General features: G+C 58.8%; 23 protein-coding genes. 17 read left to right on the top strand and 6 right to left on the bottom strand.

Annotation, left to right across the window (positions count from 1 at the left end; all coding sequences use genetic code 11):
- Nucleotides 1-128: 128 nt before the first annotated feature.
- From AC2FGE_RS09440 to AC2FGE_RS09470, 7 genes are all read left to right on the top strand, one after another.
- Complete coding sequence (locus tag AC2FGE_RS09440; RefSeq protein ID WP_496818963.1) at nucleotides 129-1832, top strand: acyl-CoA dehydrogenase; 1704 nt, start codon at nucleotides 129-131, stop codon at nucleotides 1830-1832.
- Nucleotides 1833-1851: 19 nt separating this feature from the next.
- Entirely contained in the window at nucleotides 1852-2877 is a 1026-nt protein-coding gene (locus AC2FGE_RS09445) for an MBL fold metallo-hydrolase (protein WP_496818964.1), read from the top strand.
- A gap of 3 nt (nucleotides 2878-2880) precedes the next feature.
- Nucleotides 2881-3333 (top strand): DUF6173 family protein, encoded by a 453-nt coding sequence (locus tag AC2FGE_RS09450; RefSeq protein ID WP_353013580.1) that lies wholly within the window; start codon nucleotides 2881-2883, stop codon nucleotides 3331-3333.
- A 56-nt stretch (nucleotides 3334-3389) separates the two neighbouring features.
- The gene (locus AC2FGE_RS09455) at nucleotides 3390-5228 is read left to right on the top strand and encodes a glycerophosphodiester phosphodiesterase family protein (protein ID WP_496818965.1); all 1839 of its coding nucleotides are present in this window, start codon (nucleotides 3390-3392) and stop codon (nucleotides 5226-5228) included.
- A complete protein-coding gene (locus AC2FGE_RS09460) occupies nucleotides 5215-5775 on the top strand; it encodes a hypothetical protein (protein WP_496818966.1) in 561 nt (186 codons plus the stop codon). The genes AC2FGE_RS09455 and AC2FGE_RS09460 overlap by 14 nt, the downstream gene beginning before the upstream one ends.
- Before the next feature lie 67 nt (nucleotides 5776-5842).
- The gene (locus AC2FGE_RS09465) at nucleotides 5843-5977 is read left to right on the top strand and encodes an aa3-type cytochrome c oxidase subunit IV (protein WP_496818967.1); all 135 of its coding nucleotides are present in this window, start codon (nucleotides 5843-5845) and stop codon (nucleotides 5975-5977) included.
- Nucleotides 5978-5996: 19 nt separating this feature from the next.
- Nucleotides 5997-6629, top strand: a complete 633-nt coding sequence (locus AC2FGE_RS09470) for a hypothetical protein (RefSeq protein WP_496818968.1) — start codon at nucleotides 5997-5999, stop codon at nucleotides 6627-6629.
- Here AC2FGE_RS09470 and AC2FGE_RS09475 read toward each other — a convergent pair.
- Together AC2FGE_RS09475 and AC2FGE_RS09480 are read right to left on the bottom strand one after the other, a co-directional pair.
- Complete coding sequence (locus AC2FGE_RS09475; RefSeq protein ID WP_496818969.1) at nucleotides 6618-6950, bottom strand: AzlD domain-containing protein; 333 nt, start codon at nucleotides 6948-6950, stop codon at nucleotides 6618-6620. The genes AC2FGE_RS09470 and AC2FGE_RS09475 overlap by 12 nt on opposite strands.
- A complete protein-coding gene (locus AC2FGE_RS09480; protein ID WP_496818971.1) occupies nucleotides 6947-7657 on the bottom strand; it encodes an AzlC family ABC transporter permease in 711 nt (236 codons plus the stop codon). The genes AC2FGE_RS09475 and AC2FGE_RS09480 overlap by 4 nt, the downstream gene beginning before the upstream one ends.
- Here AC2FGE_RS09480 and fdhD point away from each other — a divergent pair.
- The 6 genes from fdhD to AC2FGE_RS09510 are packed head-to-tail and all read left to right on the top strand — an operon-like array spanning nucleotide 7656 to nucleotide 12822.
- Nucleotides 7656-8594 carry a formate dehydrogenase accessory sulfurtransferase FdhD gene (gene fdhD / locus AC2FGE_RS09485; protein WP_496818972.1) on the top strand — a complete coding sequence of 313 codons (939 nt, stop codon included), beginning with the start codon at nucleotides 7656-7658 and terminating at the stop codon, nucleotides 8592-8594. The two genes, AC2FGE_RS09480 and fdhD, sit on opposite strands and share 2 nt — an antisense overlap.
- Complete coding sequence (locus AC2FGE_RS09490; RefSeq protein ID WP_496818973.1) at nucleotides 8591-9037, top strand: hypothetical protein; 447 nt, start codon at nucleotides 8591-8593, stop codon at nucleotides 9035-9037. The genes fdhD and AC2FGE_RS09490 overlap by 4 nt, the downstream gene beginning before the upstream one ends.
- Nucleotides 9034-9678: a molybdenum cofactor guanylyltransferase MobA gene (gene mobA / locus AC2FGE_RS09495; protein WP_496818974.1), complete on the top strand. Its 645-nt coding sequence runs from the start codon at nucleotides 9034-9036 to the stop codon at nucleotides 9676-9678. The genes AC2FGE_RS09490 and mobA overlap by 4 nt, the downstream gene beginning before the upstream one ends.
- Entirely contained in the window at nucleotides 9675-10166 is a 492-nt protein-coding gene (mobB, locus tag AC2FGE_RS09500; protein ID WP_496818975.1) for a molybdopterin-guanine dinucleotide biosynthesis protein B, read from the top strand. The genes mobA and mobB overlap by 4 nt, the downstream gene beginning before the upstream one ends.
- A 20-nt stretch (nucleotides 10167-10186) precedes the next feature.
- Nucleotides 10187-12232: a molybdenum cofactor synthesis domain-containing protein gene (locus tag AC2FGE_RS09505; protein ID WP_496819255.1), complete on the top strand. Its 2046-nt coding sequence runs from the start codon at nucleotides 10187-10189 to the stop codon at nucleotides 12230-12232.
- Between the two features lie 41 nt (nucleotides 12233-12273).
- Nucleotides 12274-12822: a GNAT family N-acetyltransferase gene (locus tag AC2FGE_RS09510; RefSeq protein WP_496818976.1), complete on the top strand. Its 549-nt coding sequence runs from the start codon at nucleotides 12274-12276 to the stop codon at nucleotides 12820-12822.
- Nucleotides 12823-12830: 8 nt separating this feature from the next.
- On the opposite strand, the gene AC2FGE_RS09515 is transcribed toward AC2FGE_RS09510, so the two are convergent.
- The 3 genes from AC2FGE_RS09515 to AC2FGE_RS09525 all read right to left on the bottom strand — a co-directional run bounded on the left by AC2FGE_RS09515 (nucleotide 12831) and on the right by AC2FGE_RS09525 (nucleotide 14927).
- Nucleotides 12831-13826, bottom strand: coding sequence for a hypothetical protein (locus AC2FGE_RS09515; RefSeq protein ID WP_496818977.1), 996 nt, complete (start codon nucleotides 13824-13826; stop codon nucleotides 12831-12833).
- A gap of 14 nt (nucleotides 13827-13840) precedes the next feature.
- Entirely contained in the window at nucleotides 13841-14311 is a 471-nt protein-coding gene (gene greA, locus AC2FGE_RS09520) for a transcription elongation factor GreA (RefSeq protein ID WP_496818978.1), read from the bottom strand.
- A gap of 235 nt (nucleotides 14312-14546) precedes the next feature.
- Complete coding sequence (locus AC2FGE_RS09525; RefSeq protein ID WP_496818979.1) at nucleotides 14547-14927, bottom strand: VOC family protein; 381 nt, start codon at nucleotides 14925-14927, stop codon at nucleotides 14547-14549.
- Nucleotides 14928-15014: 87 nt separating this feature from the next.
- Between AC2FGE_RS09525 and soxR the strand changes: the two genes are divergently transcribed.
- The 4 genes from soxR to AC2FGE_RS09545 all read left to right on the top strand — a co-directional run bounded on the left by soxR (nucleotide 15015) and on the right by AC2FGE_RS09545 (nucleotide 19880).
- Nucleotides 15015-15470: a redox-sensitive transcriptional activator SoxR gene (gene soxR / locus AC2FGE_RS09530; RefSeq protein WP_496818980.1), complete on the top strand. Its 456-nt coding sequence runs from the start codon at nucleotides 15015-15017 to the stop codon at nucleotides 15468-15470.
- Nucleotides 15471-15605: 135 nt separating this feature from the next.
- Nucleotides 15606-17252, top strand: coding sequence for an electron transfer flavoprotein-ubiquinone oxidoreductase (locus AC2FGE_RS09535; RefSeq protein ID WP_496818981.1), 1647 nt, complete (start codon nucleotides 15606-15608; stop codon nucleotides 17250-17252).
- A gap of 161 nt (nucleotides 17253-17413) precedes the next feature.
- On the top strand, nucleotides 17414-19069 hold the full coding sequence (locus AC2FGE_RS09540; protein ID WP_496819256.1) for a tetratricopeptide repeat protein: 1656 nt from the start codon (nucleotides 17414-17416) through the stop codon (nucleotides 19067-19069).
- Nucleotides 19059-19880, top strand: a complete 822-nt coding sequence (locus AC2FGE_RS09545) for a 4-(cytidine 5'-diphospho)-2-C-methyl-D-erythritol kinase (protein WP_496818982.1) — start codon at nucleotides 19059-19061, stop codon at nucleotides 19878-19880. Before AC2FGE_RS09540 ends, AC2FGE_RS09545 begins: the two co-directional genes overlap by 11 nt.
- Here the strand turns inward: AC2FGE_RS09545 and AC2FGE_RS09550 are convergent.
- Entirely contained in the window at nucleotides 19873-20871 is a 999-nt protein-coding gene (locus AC2FGE_RS09550) for a polyprenyl synthetase family protein (RefSeq protein ID WP_496818983.1), read from the bottom strand. The genes AC2FGE_RS09545 and AC2FGE_RS09550 overlap by 8 nt on opposite strands.
- Between the last annotated feature and the right edge of the window lie 25 nt (nucleotides 20872-20896).

Consider the following 20896-nt stretch of genomic DNA (forward strand, 5'->3'; position numbering starts at 1 on the left):
CCGCGTTTCGGTTGCTCGGATCATAGGGAACGTTAGGTAATGCTTCCAAGCCTTGATGCATACCGGTGCAGTGTCGGAATTCCAAGCCCGCCTGCAAACAGCCGATCAGACAGCCCCTGAGGGAAACAATGCCATACCGCGCGCCGCTTTCAGACTATCAGTTCCTGTTCAAAAACGTTGTGGGCTTCGATCAGATCGCTGCGACGGATCGCTTTACAGATGCTAGCCCGGATGTGGTCAGCGCGATCCTGTCTGAGGCAGGCAAGATGTGCGAAGAGGTTCTGGCCCCGCTTCAGCGGCCTGGTGATCTGACGCCCGCTCGGTTGGAAAACGGCGTTCTGCGCAGCTCGCCCGGTTATGCCGATGGCTGGAATGCGATTGCCGAAGGTGGCTGGATCGGCATCAGTGGCGATCCGGAATATGGCGGCATGGGCCTGCCGATGACTATCACCACCGCCGTGAACGAGATGATGAGCGCAGCTTGCCTGTCGCTGCAATTGGCCCCGCTGATGACTCAAGGCCAGATCGAGGCACTGGAACATCATGCCAGCGATGACCTCAAGGCGCTGTACCTGCCCAAGATGATGGCGGGCGAATGGTCGGGGACCATGAACCTGACCGAACCGCAGGCCGGGTCCGATGTTGGCGCGCTGACCTCGAAAGCTGAACCCAAAGGGGACGGCACCTACGCAATCACGGGGCAGAAGATCTATATCTCCTGGGGTGATAACGATTTTGCGGGGAATGTCTGCCATCTTGTTTTGGCGCGCCTGCCTGATGGGGTTCCCGGCACCAAGGGGATTTCGCTGTTTCTGGTGCCCAAGTTCATTCCGGATGCCGAGGGCAATCCGGGCGTTGCCAATGATCTGAAAGTTGTCTCGCTTGAACATAAGCTTGGCCTGCACGGCTCACCGACCTGCGTGATGCAATATGACGGTGCAACCGGCTGGCTTGTTGGGAAAGAACATGGCGGTATGGCGGCCATGTTCACCATGATGAACAATGCACGCCTGGGCGTGGGCGGACAGGGCGTGGGCGTGGCCGAGGCAGCCTATCAACACGCGCTGACCTATGCGCTGGATCGCAAACAGGGCAAAATGCCCTCGGGCACCATCATAGATCATGCCGATGTACGCCGGATGTTGGCCGAGATGCGTGCCGACACCTTTGCAGCACGCGCAATTATGCTGGCGAATGCGGTGGCCATTGATATGGCGCAGGCCACTGAGGATGCCGAATGGGCCGCGCGTGCGGCACTGTTGACCCCTGTTTGCAAAGCCTTTGGATCACAGACCGGGATGCGCGTCTCGGAAACAGGTGTTCAGGTGCATGGCGGCATGGGTGTGATCGAAGAAACCGGGGCGGCTCAGTACTACCGCGATGTCCGCGTAACAGCGATCTATGAAGGCACAAATGGCATTCAGGCCATGGACCTTGTTGCCCGCAAGATGATGGATGAGGGCGAAGCCGCCTCGCGCCTGTTGGATGAGATCGAGGATCATGCCGAACAGGCCCGCGCTGCGCTGCCTGATCTTGCCGGTCCCGTGTGGGAGGCGACCGAGTCCTTGCGCGAAGCAACAGAATGGATTGTCAGCCAAGGGGATATGAACAACCGGTTTGCCGGGGCGCATGCCTACCTGCACGCGTTTGCGCGTGTTCTGGGCGGGCACTATCACCTTAAGGCGGCATTGGCCGATCCGCAGGGTGCGCGAGGTAAGCTGGCGCGGTTCTATATTAACAGTTTGCTCCCACAATATTCCAGTCTGCTGGTTCAGGCGCAAAACGGGGCAGAGGACCTGTTTGCGCTCAGTGCAGATGATCTGGCGGCTTAAGAACTGAATGGCGGTGTCGATGATCGAATATCCCTGGCCCGACCCGCCCGCACCCGGTGAGGCGATTGAGATTGCCGAAGGTATCCTGTGGATGCGCCTGCCGCTGCCCATGGCGCTGGACCATGTCAATGTCTACGCGCTGGACGATGGGGATGGCTGGACCCTTGTGGATACCGGGATTTCATCCGGGAAAACGCGCGCGATCTGGCAGCAGCTGATGTCCGGTCCGCTTGCGGGCAAACCTGTCCGCCGCGTGCTGGCGACCCATCATCATCCTGATCATGTCGGCAATGTGGGTTGGTTTCAGTCTGAGCATGGTGCCGAACTTCTGACCAGCCGCACGGCGTGGTTGTTTGCGCGTATGCTGACATTGGATGTTCAGGAAAGCTGGCCCCAGGAAACGCTGGATTTCTACCAAAGCGCGGGCATGTCTGCCGAGGTTCTGAACAAACGCAAGGCTGACCGCCCCTTCAACTTTGCCGACACGGTGTATCCCATGCCATTGGGGTTCACGCGGGTAAAACAGGGCGATGTGTTGCGCGCAGGTGGGCGCGATTGGGATGTGCATATGGGCAACGGCCACGCTCCGGAACATGTCACACTCTGGAGCCGAGATGACAATCTTGTGCTGAGCGGCGATCAGATCCTCAGCTCGATCAGCCCCAATCTTGGCGTCTATGCAACCGAACCCATGGCCGATCCGGTCTCAGGCTGGTTAGAGGCGTGCGAACGGCTGGAAGGGCTTGCGCGGGCCGATCATCTGGTTCTGGGGGGTCATAAGCTGCCCTTTTCCGGTTTGCCCCTGCGCATGCGGCAGCTGATCGACAACCATCACGGAGCGCTAAAGCGCCTGCTGGATGATCTGGATAAACCCAAAGCTGCGGCGGATTGCTTTGCGCCGCTGTTCAAACGGACCATTCGTGAGGGGGAATATGGCCTCGCGCTGGTCGAAGCGGTTGCACATATGAACCATCTTTACCACATTGGGTCCGTCACCCGGGCGCGCCGCGCAGACGGAGCCTGGGTCTACCAACGCAAAGGGTAAAGAATGCAGGACGAGATCGAGACCTCAGCCGAGGCAGCCGAAGCAGCAGCACTGCCGCGTTGCTATGAGGTGCACGCCAATTCCGAAGCTGAATCCGGGTCGAAGCCCCTGCCGGAGCCTTTGCAGAAACCGGTTGAAACCAAAAGCCCGGCACAATGGGCTTATGAACGACTGATCCTGTACATCCAGAACTTCGAGAAGACACTGGATGGCGATCACGAGGTGGCAATGGGGTTCACTGGCGGTGACGCCGGAGTGCTGCGGATTGAAGGTATGGGCTATTTTGACCCTGATATCATCACCTTCTATGGCTCGGACGGGGCCGGGGGACGCACACAGCTGGTGCAGCATGTCAGCCAGCTGAACGTGATGTTGCGGGCGCTGCCAAAGTCGGTCGAAGACAAACCGGCCAATCGCATCGGGTTCCGGCTGGCCGCCGATCTGGAAGAAAGCTGACTTGCAATTCACGCCTGCGCAGCCTTGAATGAATTGATCATTCAGGAGGCCACGACGTGTCTTATATCACAGCCATAGTCCAGGCCTATTTTGGGGCTTGGGCCCGGCGGCAGACCTTTGTTCCCATCTACATTGCAGTGCGCCTGCTGCTGATCGCACTCATCGCGCCTGCTATGGCCGCAGCGGTCAATCTGGCGGTCTCCCTGTCTGATCAGTCGGCGTTGACGGATCAGGATATCGCGACCTTCATCCTTTCTCCCGCAGGGTTCACCGCGGCCCTGGTCGTGCTGAGCCTGTTTCTGATGGCCGAGGTTTTTGTCTTTGCTGTCATGGCAGGCTCGCTACGCATGGACGAGCCCAATCCGTGGCGGGCGGGCAGTTCTGCAATCCGGCTGGTGGTGTCGCGCCTGCCAGCCCTGTTTGGGTTTGCTTGGCGCTTTATTCTGCGCGTTCTGATTCTGGCGCTGCCTTTTCTCGCCATCTCTGGGTTGATCGCGTGGTGGGCGTTTACGGAATACGACATCAACTACTACCTGACCTTCCATCCGCCCGCCTTCTGGATTGCCGTTCTGCTGATCGGTGCGCTTGCTTTGGTGATGGCTTGGGTCCTGATCCGCAGACTATCCGCATGGGCGCTGTCGCTGCATCTGGTACTTTTCGAGAATGTCCACCCGGCGCATGTGTTTGGGGTCAGCGCCATACGGATGGAGGGGCGGCAAGGACGCCTGAAGTTGTCTTTGGTTGCCTGGCTCGGCCTGCGCCTTGTGATCGCAGCGGCGATTGCGGCGATTGCTGGGCTACTATTTGCTCTGGTTCCATTACAAGGCAGCGATCACCTTCGGATGGCGCTGATCTATAGCCTTGTGATCGCGGGGCTTTGGTCATTGTCGGGGTTGGTGCTGGCGGCAACGGCGCTCGGCGCGCTTGCGTTGCTGCTGGATGGATTCTTTGAGCCACAAGTCGCGGACCTGCCGCATCCCGAACCGCGTCATCTGCGCCCCTCACTCATCGGGGCGGTGGGCCTTTCGGTGATTGCGCTGCTGGTCGGCAGCTGGTTTGGCCATCGTCTTCTGGAGCAGGTACAGGCGCCGGATCGGGCCGAGGTGATCGGCCATCGTGGTGCGGCAGCGTTGCGGCCCGAAAACACCATGGCCTCGGTCCTGAAAGCCATCGAAGACGGTGCAGATTGGGTTGAGATCGATGTGCAGGAAACTGCGGATAATGAGGTGATTGTTGCGCACGACAGTGACTTCATGAAATTGGCGCAGGTCGATCTCAAGGTTTGGGATGCCACGATGGAGGATGTGGCACAGATCGACATCGGCAGTTGGTTCGGCCCCGAATACGCGGATCAGCGTACCCCAACGCTGCGCGAGGTTCTGGAAGCCACAAAGGGCAAAGCCAAGGTAATCATCGAACTGAAGTACTATGGCCACGATATCGATCTGGAAAACCGGGTGGTTGCGCTGGTCGAAGAGTTTGGGATGCAGGAGCAGATCGCCACGATGTCTCTGAAATACCCTGCCGTGCAAAAGATGAAATCTCTGCGCCCCGATTGGCGCGCGGGTGTTTTGGCCGCAACGGCAGTGGGTGATTTATCTGGTCTTGAAGGCGATTTTGTCGCCGTGAATGCGGCGTCGGTCTCTCCGGGGTTGATCCGTTCCGTGCACGACGCGGGCAAGGATATCTATGTCTGGACGGTGAATGATCCGCTACAGATGTCTGCCATGGCTTCGATGGGCGTTGACGGGTTGATTACCGATCGCCCGGCCATGGCGCGCGAGGTTTTGAGGATCCGGGCCGAGATGGGTCCGGCTGAACGCCTTCTGCTGTGGCTCGCCACCACCTTTGGTATGCAGGTCGACACGCAGGCGATGCGCGATGCCAGCCCGTAACTTCGCGGTGCTGTTGGTCTGCCTGTCCGGCGATGCGGCGGCTCAGGATTTGATGCGCAGCGTCGAGATGCCTGCACATCGCGCTTTGATCGCACAACGGGGCACCGCACCTTTGACACCGTTTGAAACAGATGGCTGTTCAGGCGGTCTGTCGGCCAGTTGGCGCTGGGTTGCCGATACATTCCCGCAGATCGGAGACTTATATGAAGCCCGTCCCCCGTGGGAGGAATGCTGCGTGGTTCACGACCGGGCCTATCACAATGCGGGCGCAGCCTTGCTGCCCGAGGACAGCTACGACGCGCGCCTGTCTGCAGATCAAACCCTGCGCACCTGCGTCAAGGATCATGGGGACACATATGCCGAAGACTACGCCCAGCGATATGACATGACGCCGGATCAGGTGCGCAACGTTCATGCGCTGACGGCGGATGCCATGTATGGGGCTGTCCGGTTCGGCGGCGGACCTTGCAGCGGGCTGCCGTGGCGTTGGGGGTTTGGGTATCCGGGGTGTTCCGTTTTCGCGGATCGTACCCCTGCGCGCGAATGACGTCGTGACAGCCCCTGCCTTTTCGATTATCCAACAGGAAAACACGCGAATTGGGATTCTGAGACTCATGGCTGACCACAAGCACGGCGAAATGGACATCACCGTTCAAACCAAAACCTTCAACGGCTTTATCAAAGCCACGACCTGGTGTGCGGTTGCCATCGCCTTCCTCTGCCTGTTCCTGGCGGTTTTTGCTGCGTAACCCATAGCGAGGGCGACCCGTGTTCCGGATTCTGATTGCCTGCCTCCTGGCAGCAACTGTTGCAGGTTGCGCGGGCTCACAGCGCCCTCAAGCTGATCCGTCAGAGATCGTATCCCGGTCTTACCGTGATCCTGGGCCGTCAACCTTGACGCTCTATACCATGATCAACACGCGTACTGGGTCCGGGGCGCATACATCGCTGATGATTGGTGGCAGTGAGCGGGTGATCTTTGATCCAGCGGGGTCTTTCCGGGCCGATGTCGTGCCGGTCAAGGACGATGTTCTCTATGGCATTACCCCGGCAGTTGAGCAGGCCTATCGCAGTTCGCATGCCCGCGAGTCACATTATGCGCGTGTTCAGACCATTCAGGTCTCACCACAGCAGGCAGAAATTGCCTTGCAACTGGCCAAACAAAGCGGCCCGGTAGCGGGCGCGTTCTGTGCGAACTCGACAGCGCGATTGCTGCAACAGGTTCCCGGATTCGAGCAGATTGATGTGACCTTCTATCCTGTGAAACTCTCGGATCAGTTTGGTCAATTGCCCGGTGTGGCGACTGAAGACTATCGTGAAAACGATGATGCCGATCTGCAAAAAGGTCTTGCGGCGAATAATGCGCGCCTCAATCAGCTGGACGCGGCCCTAGCCGAGTAAATAGAGCAAGCCGTAAAGCGTTGCCGCCCCTGAAAAGATCGCGGCGAGTACGTTTTTGGTAAGCACCCCGACGCCCAATGCCATTGCAGCCGCTGCCATACGTGCGATATCGGGCTGGCCTTCGGTCGCCGAGGGCCAGACAACCAGAGGCGCGATCAACGCGGGCAGGATCGCCACGGCAGTATAGCGCAGATGGCGCAGCAGCCATGGCGGCATCGGGCGGTCTCCGACCAGACCGATAAAGGTAAATCGCAGGGCAAAACTGCCAATCGCCAGCCCGATGATGACAGTCCACATGGTGACAGGATCGATCTGGGTCATGTCTTCCTCCGCTCCAGCAACACTTCAGACTGCGCACCCGCGATCATTCCGGCTGTTCCTGCGATCAAAAGGCCCAGGTTGAACGGGACAGAGACGGTCAGGAGGGCGACGATGATTGCGACAAGGGCTGCGATCACGTGGGGAAGCGTGCGCATCATCGGCCCGATCATGGCCAGAAAGGTGATCGGCAGGGCAAAATCCAGCGCCCAGCTTTCGGGAATGCGCGCACCCAGTACGGCGCCCAGATAAGTGGCCAGTATCCAAAGCGGCGTGATCGGTGTGACCGAGCCAAAGAAATACGCCATTCTTTGGGGCAGCGTCATCTTGGGTTCTTTCTCGAACTGCACGATGCTGCAGGCATAGGATTGGTCGACCGTCAGATAGGCCGCGAAAGCCCTCTGCCATATCGGGGCCGCGCCCAAAAACGGTGTCAGTGACGCAGAATACATCGCCACCCGCAGGTTCACTGCCAATGCCGAGGCCAGTACAATCACTGTTGGTGCGTTTTCCTGCATCAGTTGCAAGGCGGTGAATTGCGCCGCGCCGGCGAAGACCGTGGCGGAAAAGGCAACCACCTGCACAACGCTCAAACCCGCCTCGGTCGCAAAGACACCGAATAAGGTACCGAACGGGATGGCGACAAATATGAACGGTGTCCCGTCGCGAAAACCCTTCCAGAAGTATGACTTGGATGTGGCGTCTGCCATGGCGAAATCCTATGGTGATCGCAGCAGCAGTAGCGATCTTGAGAGAGGGTTGCAATTGGCCACGAAACCGAATGCTTCGGACTACATCATCGCACCTGATCCGGGAGCGCCCCGGTTGACGCGTGCCGTCGAAGGTGTGGACCAGAATGGTGAGGTCAGCCAGATCTCGGTTGTCGAAGAACGCCCGCTGACGATTTTTCTGAATTCACAGGAAATCGTGACGGCGATGACAATCGGCGACTACCCCGAATACCTGGCGCTGGGCTTTCTGCGCAATCAGGGCATGTTGCTGCCTCATGATCAGATCATGCGGGTCGAGTATGATGATGATCTGGAAACGGTTGTGGTTCGGACGCAGCGAGAGACCTCGTATGAGGAAAAGCTGAAGAAAAAGACCCGCACCAGTGGCTGCGCTGTGGGCACCGTCTTTGGTGACATGATGGAGGGGCTGGAAGATGTGCGTCTACCTCAGGTCTCGGTGCGCACCTCTTGGCTGTATGATCTGGCCGCCAAGATCAATCGCACACCGTCTTTGTACCTTGAGGCAGGCGCGATCCATGGCACGGTCCTGTGCCGCCAGAACCGTCCGCTGGTCTATATGGAAGACGTGGGCCGCCATAACGCGGTCGACAAGATCGCGGGCTGGATGCTGACCGAGGGAGAGACGGCCGATGACAAGATCTTATACACCACAGGCCGCCTGACATCGGAGATGGTGATCAAAACCGCGATGATGGGCATCCCGATTCTGGCCTCCCGATCCGGTTTCACCGCCTGGGGCGTCGAAATCGCGCGCGAGGTTGGATTGACCCTGATTGGCCGGATGCGGGGTCAGCGGTTTGTGTGTTTGTCGGGTGAGGATCGGTTGCTGCGGGATGTGGACCCGGCGAGTGTGGCGGTTGAGGACAAGAAGCATAGACGGAAAAGTGCGGGATGATTGAAATGCTCGCAGGGCTTGAAGAGTTGCTGGTCCTCCCGGTTCTCTTTGTCACAACGCTCTATTCCATGAAGTTCCAATATGCGGATGAACTGGCGATGGATATGGCGCTGGCGGCTTATCCCGATGACGTACTGGATCAGCTTAGGTGGAGCGCTCTGACCGATTTGATCGCAGCCTCTCGTGCTACCGGTATCTCTTCACGGCGAAAATCGACGCGCCTGCGTATCTTGTTTTGGGGACTTCCTGCGTTGAAAGGGCTGAATAGGCCGGCCTTAACTGCAGCGCGGCGATACCGGCTAAACAACACGTTTATGTTCCTATCGGGATTTCTAATCTTTAGCGTTTGGTCTGTCTGGTTGGCCGGCCTTCTGATTTTGCTTGCTGTCGTTATTTTTGTGAGAACACCAAACTGGCCCACGCTGAAAGGATTGCCGACATGACCAAACCCCTCGGCATCATTCTCGCAGGCGGGCTTGCGACCCGAATGGGCGGCGGTGACAAGGGCCTCTTGCAGATTGGCGGGCAGAGCCTTTTGAACCACGTGATCAACCGTTTGTCCGCACAGGTGAGTGGGCTGTTTCTGAACGCAAATGGTGATCCGGCACGGTTCGCCGAACTCAACCTGCCCGTCATACCGGATACGATTGACGGCTTCGTTGGACCCCTGGCCGGAGTTCTGGCGGGGCTCGACTGGGCGGCAGAGCAAGGGGTGGACAGTATCGTGACCGCCGCAGCGGACACGCCGTTCTTGCCACGTGATCTGGTTGACCACCTGACCGCCGCAGCCGAAGGTCAGACCCATCCACTTGTTCTGGCCGCTACGCCGCACACTGGGGAGGAGGCGTTGAAGTCTGGTGGCAGCAAACGGATCAATCGGCATCCGACCTTTGGTCTCTGGCCCGTTGCACTGCGCGATGATCTGCGGGCTGCGCTGAACGGCGGATTGCGTAAGGTGGTGTTGTGGACCGATCAGCATGACGGTCGTGAGGCGCTCTTCCCGGCTGAGCCGTTCGATCCGTTTTTTAACGTCAACACGCCGGCTGATCTGGCGTTGGCCGAAAAACTGTTGGAGCAGGCATGAAGGTCTACGGCGTGACCGGCTGGAAAAACGCGGGGAAAACCGGGTTGATGGAGCGGCTGGTGGCCGAGATCACCGGGCGTGGATTTTCCGTCTCGACCATCAAACACGCGCATCATTCTTTTGACGTTGATCAGCCAGGGCGGGACAGCCATCGTCACCGAATGGCGGGAGCTAGTGAGGTTCTGCTGGCCTCGGGGCAGCGTGTGGCGTTGATGCAGGAATTGCGCGGTGCCCCGGAGCCCGCGCTTGAGGATTTGCTGGACCGCCTGTCACCGGTCGATCTGGTGCTGGTCGAGGGGTACAAGCGCGAACCTCACCCCAAAGTCGAAGCATTTCGTGCTGAGCCGGGCAATGAATTGATCGCTAAGAGCGACCCCACGATCCATGCAGTTGCCAGTGATACGCCGCTGACGCTGGATCGTCGCGTTTTCGATCTGAATGACACAGGCGCGATTGCAGATTTCATACTGGCCGAGGTCGGTTTGTGAGCTTGTTTGACAGCTTTGCCATGGTGGACTGGTCAGGTGGTAACGATACCGGGCCGACCCCGCGCAAAGATGCGATCTGGGTCTGCGTTGTGCGCGATGGTAAAGTGCGGTCGCTTGAATATCTGCGCAATCGTGTGGTGGCTGAAACCTGGCTGCGTGAGCTGATCGCGGCCGAACTGGCGGCTGGTCGACGCCTGTTTCTGGGGTTTGATTTCCCGTTTAGCTACCCTCAAGGATTTGCCAAAGCCATGACAGGCCACGATGATCCGCTGGCATTGTGGGATTGGCTGGAGACGCAAGTCGAGGATTCACCCAACGCCAATAACCGGTTTGATCTGGCGGGGCGCATTAACCAACGTTTTGGTGGCAAGGGCCCATTTTGGATGAATGCGCTGCGTCGCGATATCGACGGGCTACCGCGCACCAAACAGGATTACCACAACCCGTTCCCAGACCGCAGGGCAGTCGAAACGCTGGCGAAGGGCAGTTTTACCTGCTGGCAAATGGCCGGGGCAGGGTCTGTTGGGGGGCAGGTGATGATGGGCCTGCCGGTGCTCAGTCGATTGCGGCAAGCATTCGATGGAAAGGTTGCGGTCTGGCCGTTTCAACCGCTGGATAAACCGGTCGCGTTTGTCGAGATTTGGCCCTCGCTCAACCTGTGTTCCGCCCCGTCGGACCGGATCAAAGATGCCTGGCAGGTGGAACAGGTCGCCTTGACTTTGTCCCGGCTTAGCGATCAGGAATTGACAGAACAGTTGGATGTTTCAGCCCCCGAGGAGGGGTGGATTTTGGGTGTGCCACAAGACAAACCGAACATAGCGCCGCCGCCATTGCGTAACGATTGTTTTGCGCTGCCTGCGGGGGTGAGCTGGACGCCGGTCGATGATGCTTTGGCTCTGCTGCAGAGCAGATTGCATCTAGTGACTGGGGTAGAAACGGTTCCGCTGATGCAGTCTGTGGGCCGTGTGCTGGCCGAAGATGTGGTGGCAAAACGCTCGAACCCGCCGCAACCCAACACGGCGGTTGATGGCTATGGCTTTGCAGGTCCAGCCGCAGTTGGCGCGCAGGTGATGCCTCTGACCCAAGGCCGCGCGGCGGCGGGCATTCCATTTGATGGCCAAGTCCCGTCGGGGCATGCGCTGCGCATCCTGACCGGGGCGGCCTTGCCCAAGGGCGTGGATACGGTGATCCTTGAAGAGGATGTGATGCTAAAGGACGGTCACATCGCCTTCCACGGGCCGTTGAAAAAAGGTGCGAATACGCGCCGCGCGGGTGAGGATGTGGTGGAGGGTGACACGGCATTGTCAGCCGGGCGTAGGCTGACCCCTGCGGATATGGCCTTGCTGTCCGCCGTCGGCATCGCTGAGGTTCCGGTGCGTCAAACCCTGCGCGTGGCGGTTCTGTCGACCGGGGATGAACTTGTCGAGCCGGGCGATGTTGCGGGCGCTGGACAAATCTTCGATGCCAATCGTCCAATGTTGCTGTCTCTGATTGAGCGGATGGGATTTCTGTCTGTTGATATGGGCCGGGTCGAGGACGATCGGGATGCGCTGCGCAATCGGCTGGATGAGGCCGCCACGCAGGCTGATGTCATCCTGACCAGCGGAGGGGCCTCGGCAGGGGATGAGGATCATGTCTCTGCCCTGTTGCGTGACGCGGGCGCCATGCAGGAATGGCGGATTGCGCTTAAGCCTGGGCGGCCTTTGGCGCTGGGCATGTGGTCGGACACGCCTGTCTTTGGGCTGCCCGGCAACCCCGTGGCGGCCATGGTGTGCACCCTGATCTTCGCACGACCTGCTCTTTGCCTGATGTCAGGAGAAGGATGGGTTGAACCGCAGGGATTCGAGGTGCCTGCCGCGTTTGAGAAGCGCAAGAAACCCGGGCGTCGTGAATATCTGCGCGCGCGTGTGCGCGATGGCCGGGCCGAGGTGTTTCATTCGGAAGGGTCAGGCCGGATCAGTGGGCTGAGTTGGGCCGAAGGGCTGGTCGAAATCGAAGACGGTGCGCGGCATATTCAGCCGGGCGATCCGGTACGGTTCATTCCTTACGGCAGTTTCGGGCTATGAGCGTCACTGTCTCAAAGGGGTTTACACCACATGAACGGCCGATGGCTGCTGCACTGTTCTGGCAGGCCTTCGCGGCGAAATTGCACAAGGTGATGGGCCCGGAAGATCGGGGTTTGGCTTTTTTCGAGCGGGCTCTTAATCCCAATTTCGCATTGGTTGCACGCGATTCGTCCGGGCAAATACTGGGCCTTGCCGGGTTCAAGACCAATGAGGGTGGTCTGGCCGGTGGCAGCCTGTCGGACCTTGCGCGTGTCTATGGATGGTTCGGGGCACTGTGGCGCGGCACGGTTCTGGGCGTGCTGGAACGGGACCTGAAACCCGGTGTGTTCCAAATGGATGGTATCTTTGTCGCCGCCGAGGCGCGTGGCAAAGGCGTCGGGACGACATTGCTGAGCGCGATCAAGGAAGAGGCGCGCAGCCGTGGCATGACCGAAGTGCAGTTGGATGTGATCGATACAAATCCGCGGGCCAAGTCCCTCTACGAACGCGAAGGCTTCAAGCCGGTTGGGCATGAAGAAACCGGGCCGTTCCGCTATCTGTTCGGATTCGGCAGCGCCACTAAGATGAGTTGGGCCGTTACGCCCGCTTAGTCGCCCGTTTAATCGAAAGTCCCTGCAACACGTCCCACCAGCATGAAAGCGCGCGCCGTTCTGGTGTCGCCCAGCGCGGTCAGTTCGGCATCACTGGCATCAGGTTCAAATTCGACAATCATATTGTCGAAGCGCCGCAGGAAATGATGCGCCGCATCCCGGAAAATTGGGTCCTGTTTCATCCGCGCCGCAGTCAGCGCCAGTGACGATCGATCCCGAATGCCCCCCAAAGCCGCCACCGAACGCCCGCGAGCCCCTTGGGCGAATTGGCGCCAAATCTCGGGCCGAGCCATATCAGGGCGCAGGTCATCCATATAGATGCCTTCCTGGCTGAGCAGGGTCAGCACATCCTGCGAGGCCTGTATCAGCTTGGCGACCTTTCGGTCCTTCAGCGCCATCCGCAATGCGGCAAAACCTTCGGTGTCTTTATCCGTCTCCGGAAAGTTCAGGGCGCGGATGAAGATATCGGTTGTCAGCGGCGGCGCGATGTCTTCGGCCGTGGTGCCCAGCGCCAATGAGGTCTGATCGCCCTGAACCGGGGTCGGCTGAGGGGCCTGCACCGGTTCGCGCCGTTTGGTTGAGAACGTGGCCAAGGCATCCTCGGCCTTTTTGGTCGCAGCGGCAATCTCGTCCAGTTTCTTGGTGACCGTCGGCTCGTAAGAGCTGGCTGCGCGCTGTTGTTGCACCACATAGGCCTGGCGGATCGCATCTATTGCGGTCTGCAATCGGGCGCTTTCCTCGCGCATGACACGGCTGGCACGCATGGCTGTAGCGGCCACCCAGATCATCGCCACCGGCATAAACACCGCAAGGAAGGTCACGATGATCCCTCCGCCCTCGGCCTGATCGGGCAGCACCAGAAACACCACCGAAACCACCAGCCAGATGACGCTTAGCACGCCCGCTGCGATTTCGATCGAGGTCACGGCTGTCCGGTCCGGGCGATCATAGATCCCCAGCGAGGTTGGCCGTTCGGTTTCCTGGTCAGGTTCGGTCCCCGACATGACAGACGCTCCGGTCAGGCGTATTCGATGCTCAGAACTTCATAGGATCGCACACCGCCCGGCGTGCGTACTTCGACGCTGTCGCCTTCATCCTTGCCGATCAGCGCGCGGGCTATAGGAGATTTGATGTTCAGCAGGCCGTTTTCAATATCGGCCTCATACTCGCCGACGATTTGCCAGGTCTTTTCCTCGTCGGTATCCTCATCGACCAACGTGACCTTGGCGCCAAATTTGATCGCGCCAGACAGTTTGGCGGGGTCGATCACATCAGCCAGTGACAGGATGCCTTCCAGCTCCTTGATGCGGCCTTCGATAAAGCCCTGCTTTTCGCGGGCCGAGTGATATTCGGCGTTTTCCTTCAAATCACCCAGTTCCCGCGCCGTAGCGATGGCTTCGATGATCGCCGGACGCTCGACGGATTTGAGGTTTTTCAGCTCCGCCGCAAGCGCGGCATTGCCCGCAGGCGTCATTGGAATTTTTTCCATAGTCTTGTCGTCCACGCATAAATTGAGCCGCCCCGCCGCATAGAAAGCGTCGGGGCGAATGATGGGTCGTTCAGTACCTGACCTAAATGAGGCGTGAATTGCAAGAGGCCAAGGGTCAGCCTGCGTTCGATTTGCGGCTTAGCGCCGTTCAGACGAGGCAGGCGCGCGCCTGTGGCGGTGATCCGGGGGCTTGTCCCGGCGCCAACGGCGCGAATGGGTGCATAGCCACAACATCTCAATCATATTGGACCACTTCGAATTCTATGCCGTTGTCATCGTCGAAATAGAACCGTTTGCCCGGTTCGTAATCCGCATGGTTATGGGGCGTGAATCCGGCATCGCGCACTTTGGCTTCGATAGCGTCGATATCTTCGACCAGAACACCAACATGGTTCAGGCCACCGACGATGTCGTAGCTGCTTTCACCTGCGGGCCTCGGATCACTGGGCGCATAAAGCGCCAGGTAGGTATGCGCGCTTCCTACATGCACAGTATAGCCACCCGCAATGGCTGGGCCTTCCCAGCGGGTCTTCCAGCCAAAAACCTTTTGCATCCACGCTGCTGATGCCTGCGGGTCGCGGACGGTGAAATTGGTGTGTTCAAGCGTCGCCATCATGGGATCTCCTTTGCGAATTGAGGCTTGTCACGACTCACCGTAATTCCTAAACCTAACTTTAGGTCAAGGTATTTTTGCGAGGGTTCGATGGCTGCATCTGAAGGGCTGGCAATCGGCGCACTGGCTCGGCGCACGGGACTGGCGGTGTCGGCCATCCGGTACTATGAGGCGCAGGGCCTGATTTCGCCGTGGCGCAACTCGGGTGGGCAACGACGCTATCAACGGGCCGATATCCGACGGTTGAGTTTTGTGATGATCGCGCAACAATTCGGGCTGACCCTACCTGAAATCCGCGAGGTGCTGTCAGGCCTTCCGGGCAACCGCACCCCGACACCGCAAGATTGGAAGGACATCAGTGTAACGCTGCGGGCGCATCTGGACCAACGAATCGATACTCTGCTAAGGCTACGCGACAATCTGGATGGCTGCATCGGCTGCGGATGCCTGAGCCTGCCAAAATGTGCCCTGTACAATCCGGATGATCGCGCGAAATCAAATGGGAGCGGCCCCAGATACCTCATGGGCGACTCGCCAGAGGCTTAACTGCCGCATTGCAGCAATGTTACGCCGTGTTTTGATTGACCAAGGTCTTTCCAACCATGTAATCAGCCGTGAAACAAAATTGCGCCGACTGCACGAGAAAAGCGCCAATTCGGAAAGTTAGCTAGGGAGCCCGCGATGGCCGATATTGAACGCGAAGCGATGGAATATGACGTGGTGATCGTGGGCGCAGGCCCTGCGGGCCTGTCGGCGGCCATCCGTCTGAAACAGCTGGATGCCGATCTGAACGTTGTGGTTCTGGAAAAGGGTTCCGAAGTGGGCGCGCATATTCTGTCAGGCGCGGTGCTTGACCCCTGCGGTCTGGATGCACTGATCCCCGATTGGAAGGAAAAAGGCGCGCCGCTGAACACACCGGTCAAAGAGGACAACTTCTACATGCTGGGAGAGGCGGGTCAGATCCGCATCCCCAACTTCCCAATGCCGCCGCTGATGAACAACCACGGCAACTACATTGTCTCGATGGGCAATGTCTGCCGGTGGATGGCTGAGCAGGCTGAGGAACTGGGCGTGGAAATCTTCCCGGGCATGGCATGCTCGGAACTTGTCTATGGCGAGAATGGCGAAGTCAAAGGCGTGGTTGCAGGTGTCTTTGGCCTGGAGGCCGATGGTTCCTACGGTCCCAACACCGAACCGGGCATGGAACTGCACGGCAAGTACGTCTTCCTGTCGGAAGGTGTGCGCGGGTCGCTGTCCAAAGAAGTCATCGCCAAATACGACCTGTCTGCTGGCAAAGAGCCACAGAAATACGGCGTTGGCATGAAGGAGATTTGGGAGGTTGATCCTTCCAAGCACAAGGAAGGCAGCGTTACGCACACCATGGGCTGGCCGTTGGGCAGCAACGCTGGTGGCGGGTCGTTCATCTATCATCTTGAAAACAATCAGGTCTATGTCGGTTTTGTGGTTCACCTGAACTACAAGAACCCGCACCTGTACCCCTATATGGAGTTCCAGCGCTTCAAGCATCACCCGGTTGTCGCTGATCTGCTGAAAGGCGGTAAGCGCGTGGCTTATGGTGCGCGGGCGATCACCGAAGGCGGGTTCCAGTCGATGCCGAAACTGGTCGCGCCGGGTGTGGCGCTTCTGGGTTGTTCGGCAGGAATGGTTAACGTACCGCGCATCAAGGGCAACCACAACGCGATGCTGTCGGGCAAAGCCGCAGCCGAGGCTGCCTACGACGCCATCAAGGCCGAGCGGTCTGGTGATGAATTGTCCGACTATGAGACTGAAGTGCGCAGCGGCCCCATCGGCAGCGACCTCAAGAAGGTGCGCAACGTCAAGCCGATCTGGTCGAAATGGGGCCTGACTGCCTCGCTGATGCTGGGTGGTCTGGACATGTGGACCAACACGCTGGGCTTTTCACTGCTTGGCACTATCGGTCACGGCAAGAACGATGCCGAGGCGACCGAGGATGCCAGCAAACACAAACCCATCGATTATCCGAAACCCGACGGCGTTCTGTCTTTTGACCGTTTGACCAACGTGTCCTTTGCGATGACCAACCACGAGGAAACCCAGCCCTGCCATCTGCGGCTGTCCGATCCTGAAGTTCCGGTAAAGGTCAACCTGCCCAAATTCGATGAACCGGCGCAGCGCTACTGCCCGGCGGGTGTGTACGAGATTGTCGAAGATGAGAACGGCCCGCGATTCGTCATCAACTTTCAGAACTGCGTGCATTGCAAAACCTGCGACATCAAGGACCCCAGCCAGAACATCACCTGGACCACGCCGCAGGGTGGGGATGGTCCGAACTATCCCAATATGTAGGCGAAAACCGGTGCACTGGCAGGGTCGTGAAGGCTCTGCCATTGCCTCTTGCCAGCCAAGGCCCTAGCTTATTGGTCAATCTTAGATAGCAGGGCAGGATTTAGGTGATTTCCCTTGTGCAACGCGCGGTGTTGGCCGCGCTGCTTTTTTCGACGGTCAGTGTGCCAGTGTCTGCGGATACAGGGGCAGGGGCCTATCTGGCCGGCCGTCAGGCGATTTACGAAAGCGACTATACAGCAGCCGAGCAGTATTATGCGCAGGCGCTGAAGTTTGACCCTCAGAACGCGCTTTTGTTGGAAAGTGTCGTGGTGGCGCGACTGGCGCTGGGAGAGATTGAGCGTGCCCTGCCCATCGCGCAAACGATTGAAGAGGCCGAACTGCCCAGCCAGGCCGCCAGAATGGTGGTTGCCGCCAATCTGATTGCGGATGACAAACTGGCAGAGCTTTTGGCGCGCGACCCTCAGACAAAGGGTGTTGGCCCGCTGGTGGACGGGCTGATGGTGGCCTGGGCCTATCTGGGTCAGGGCGAGATGACCAAAGCAATGGAGCAGTTTGAAACTGTTTCCACGCAAGATGGGCTTCGCGAATTTGCGCTGTATCACAAGGCCATGGCGCTAGCTTCAATCGGAGATTTTGAAGGGGCGGAAGCCATCTTTGCAGAAAATGATGGTGCGATTGCCCAATTCTCGCGCCGTGCAGCAATGGCGCGGGCTGAGGTTCTGTCGCAACTTGACCGAAACGCCGATGCGCTCGCGTTTTTGGATACCGTTTTTGCGGCGGGCAGTGACCCTTCGATTGAAGACTACGTCAGCCAGTTGAATGCAGGGGAAACTCTGCCCTTCACCCATGTTCGATCCGCTCAGGATGGTATGGCCGAGATTTTTTTCTCGGTCGCTGCGGTGCTGAACACCGAAGCGTCGCCCGACTATGTGCTGCTGTATACCCGCGTCGCAAGCTTCCTGCGCCCCGACCATGTGGATGCAATCTTGCTGAGCGCAGAACTTCTGGATGAATTGAAGCAATATGACCTGGCCGTCGATACCTATCGCAAGGTTCCGGCTGACAGCAATGATCACCATGCCGCTGAGCTGGGTCGGGCCGAGGTGCTCAGCCGGTCAGGCAAAACTGATGCTGCCATCGAAGTGCTTCAGAATCTTTCGGCAAAGAAACCCAATCTGCCCAGCGTTCACGTGGCGCTTGCGGATTTACAACGCCAGCAGGAAAACTATGCCGCTGCCGTTGTGTCTTATGACAGCGCAATCGTCCTGACAGACGCCGCATCAAGCGGGAACTGGTTTCTGCACTACGCGCGTGGCATCTCGCATGAGCGATTGAAGAACTGGGATCAGGCCGAGGCGGATTTTCGGCAGGCGCTGGAGTTGAACCCGGATCAGCCGCAGGTTCTGAACTATCTGGGTTATTCGCTGGTCGAACGCCGCGAAAAGCTGGATGAGGCGCTGGATATGATCGAACGGGCCGTCGCGGCCCGCCCGGACAGTGGCTATATTGTCGACAGTCTGGGTTGGGTCCTGTTCCGCCTTGGGCGCTATGACGAAGCCGTGGAGCATATGGAACGTGCCGTAGCCCTGATGCCGGTTGATCCAGTCGTCAATGATCATCTGGGCGATGTCTATTGGGCCGTTGGCCGGGATCGTGAGGCCGAGTTCCAGTGGAAACGCGCATTGTCCTTCATTGACTCGGAAGAGACCGATGGCGAAGCGGACCCCGAGCGCATCCGCCGTAAGCTAGAGGTGGGTCTGGATGCGGTGCTGGCCGAGGAAGGCGCCGATCCTTTGAAGGTTGCCAATGGCAACTAAGGCCTTTGCGCCCGCCAAGATAAACCTGACACTGCATGTAACTGGCCAACGGGCGGACGGGTATCACCTGTTGGATTCGCTCGTGGCGTTTGCAGATGTCGGGGATCAATTGGAGTTTGAGCCGGGGCCCGATCTGTCGATTTCCGTTAGCGGTGAGCACGCGGCTGGCGTTCCCAAAGACGCGCGTAACCTTGTTTGGAAGGCCGCTGAAACCATAGGCTGGACCGGGCATGTCGATCTGAACAAGGCCCTACCGCATGGTGGTGGGATCGGCGGCGGATCATCTGACGCGGCGGCCATGCTGCGCCATGCGCAAGGTCAAGGCATTGATATCCCGCCTAATCTTCCCGTCTCTCTGGGGGCGGACATACCGGTTTGTATGATCGCGAGGGCCGCGCGGATGCGCGGGATTGGTGAGCGGTTGGTTGCTATGCATTTGCCTGAGTTGCCTGCCCTTTTGGTGAATCCCGGCGCTGAAGTGCCTACGGGTGCAGTATTCAAAGCCATGGAGTCGCGTCAAAACCCGCCGATGCCAGATGATATTCCGGCTTTTAAGGGCGTGGCTGACTGTGCCTTGTGGTTGTCGGATCAGCGAAATGACCTGCAAAGCCCTGCGAGCGGCATTGCCCCCAAGATTGGGCGTGTTCTGGGCGAATTGACTGGGACACGGGACGTTTTGCTGGCACGCATGTCCGGATCGGGCTCAACCTGCTTCGCACTTTACCCGTCAATGAAAGCCGCGCATTTTGCAGCCTATGAGATCGGTGCAGCGCATCCAGATTGGTGGTGTCGCGCGGCCCGGCTTAGTTGAGCCGAGACACCACGTAATCAGCCAGATCGCTCAGTAGGGTCCGTAACTCGTGATCTGGCAGCACCTCCAGTGCTGCCTTGGCCTTGTTCGCCCAACCCAGCGCATCCTGACGTGTGGCTTCAAGCGTCTGATACTTGGCCATCAAGCTCAGCGCATGATCCAGGTCGCCATCTTGCTGCCGTCCTTTTTCAATTGTGCGTTCCCAGAACACGCGCTCGTCAGGCGTGGCCTGCGCCACGGCCTTGATCACCGGCAGGGTCAACTTCCGTTCGCGGAAATCGTCGCCGATATTCTTGCCGGTCGCTTTGCTATCGCCCTGATAATCCAGCAGATCATCAGCAATCTGGAAGGCAATACCCAACGCATCGCCATAATCGAACAGAGCTTTGACCTGTGGTTCTGCCGCCCCGGCGATCACACCGCCCACTTCGGTCGCTGCCGAGAACAACGCCGCCGTTTTGCCGCGCACAACCTGCAGATAGACGGCCTCATCCGTGCCCAGATCTGTCGCGGCGGTCATCTGAAGCACTTCGCCCTCGGCAATCGTGGCCGAAGCGTTGGCCAAAATGTCCAGAACACGCAGCGATCCGGTTTCGACCATCAACTGAAAGCTGCGGGAGAACAGATAATCGCCCACCAACACGCTGGATTTATTGTCCCAAAGCAGGTTCGCCGTGGGCCGTCCACGCCGCTGGGCGCTTTCGTCGACCACGTCGTCATGCAGCAGGGTTGCGGTATGGATGAACTCGACCGTTGCAGCCAGACGCACATGATGTTCGCCCGTATAGCCAAACAGCCGTGCCGCTGCCAATGTCAGCATGGGACGCAGGCGCTTGCCGCCTGCCTCGACCAGATGCGCTGTCACCTCGGGGATGCGCGGCGCGTGCTCAGACGCCATCCGCGTCCGGATCAGCGTATTCACCGCCTCCATTTCGCCGGTCAGAATTTCGGCGAGCCGCTCGTGCGGTTTCGAGATTGTGCTGACGTCCATCACACTCCTGATACAAGGCTCGACT

It is taken from the genome of Ruegeria sp. YTSA075, from assembly GCF_059610245.1.

Bases quoted from the DNA above. Each gene is read 5' to 3' on its own strand.
- AC2FGE_RS09440 (WP_496818963.1), top strand. From the start codon at position 129: ATGCCATACCGCGCGCCGCTTTCAGACTATCAGTTCCTGTTCAAAAAC.
- AC2FGE_RS09445 (WP_496818964.1), top strand. From the start codon at position 1,852: ATGATCGAATATCCCTGGCCCGACCCGCCCGCACCCGGTGAGGCGATT.
- AC2FGE_RS09450 (WP_353013580.1), top strand. From the start codon at position 2,881: ATGCAGGACGAGATCGAGACCTCAGCCGAGGCAGCCGAAGCAGCAGCA.
- AC2FGE_RS09460 (WP_496818966.1), top strand. From the start codon at position 5,215: ATGCCAGCCCGTAACTTCGCGGTGCTGTTGGTCTGCCTGTCCGGCGAT.
- AC2FGE_RS09465 (WP_496818967.1), top strand. From the start codon at position 5,843: ATGGCTGACCACAAGCACGGCGAAATGGACATCACCGTTCAAACCAAA.
- AC2FGE_RS09475 (WP_496818969.1), bottom strand. From the start codon at position 6,950: ATGACCCAGATCGATCCTGTCACCATGTGGACTGTCATCATCGGGCTG.
- fdhD (WP_496818972.1), top strand. From the start codon at position 7,656: ATGGCGAAATCCTATGGTGATCGCAGCAGCAGTAGCGATCTTGAGAGA.
- AC2FGE_RS09480 (WP_496818971.1), bottom strand. From the start codon at position 7,657: ATGGCAGACGCCACATCCAAGTCATACTTCTGGAAGGGTTTTCGCGAC.
- AC2FGE_RS09490 (WP_496818973.1), top strand. From the start codon at position 8,591: ATGATTGAAATGCTCGCAGGGCTTGAAGAGTTGCTGGTCCTCCCGGTT.
- mobA (WP_496818974.1), top strand. From the start codon at position 9,034: ATGACCAAACCCCTCGGCATCATTCTCGCAGGCGGGCTTGCGACCCGA.
- mobB (WP_496818975.1), top strand. From the start codon at position 9,675: ATGAAGGTCTACGGCGTGACCGGCTGGAAAAACGCGGGGAAAACCGGG.
- AC2FGE_RS09505 (WP_496819255.1), top strand. From the start codon at position 10,187: ATGGTGGACTGGTCAGGTGGTAACGATACCGGGCCGACCCCGCGCAAA.
- AC2FGE_RS09510 (WP_496818976.1), top strand. From the start codon at position 12,274: ATGGCTGCTGCACTGTTCTGGCAGGCCTTCGCGGCGAAATTGCACAAG.
- AC2FGE_RS09515 (WP_496818977.1), bottom strand. From the start codon at position 13,826: ATGTCGGGGACCGAACCTGACCAGGAAACCGAACGGCCAACCTCGCTG.
- greA (WP_496818978.1), bottom strand. From the start codon at position 14,311: ATGGAAAAAATTCCAATGACGCCTGCGGGCAATGCCGCGCTTGCGGCG.
- AC2FGE_RS09525 (WP_496818979.1), bottom strand. From the start codon at position 14,927: ATGATGGCGACGCTTGAACACACCAATTTCACCGTCCGCGACCCGCAG.
- soxR (WP_496818980.1), top strand. From the start codon at position 15,015: ATGGCTGCATCTGAAGGGCTGGCAATCGGCGCACTGGCTCGGCGCACG.
- AC2FGE_RS09535 (WP_496818981.1), top strand. From the start codon at position 15,606: ATGGCCGATATTGAACGCGAAGCGATGGAATATGACGTGGTGATCGTG.
- AC2FGE_RS09545 (WP_496818982.1), top strand. From the start codon at position 19,059: ATGGCAACTAAGGCCTTTGCGCCCGCCAAGATAAACCTGACACTGCAT.
- AC2FGE_RS09550 (WP_496818983.1), bottom strand. From the start codon at position 20,871: ATGGACGTCAGCACAATCTCGAAACCGCACGAGCGGCTCGCCGAAATT.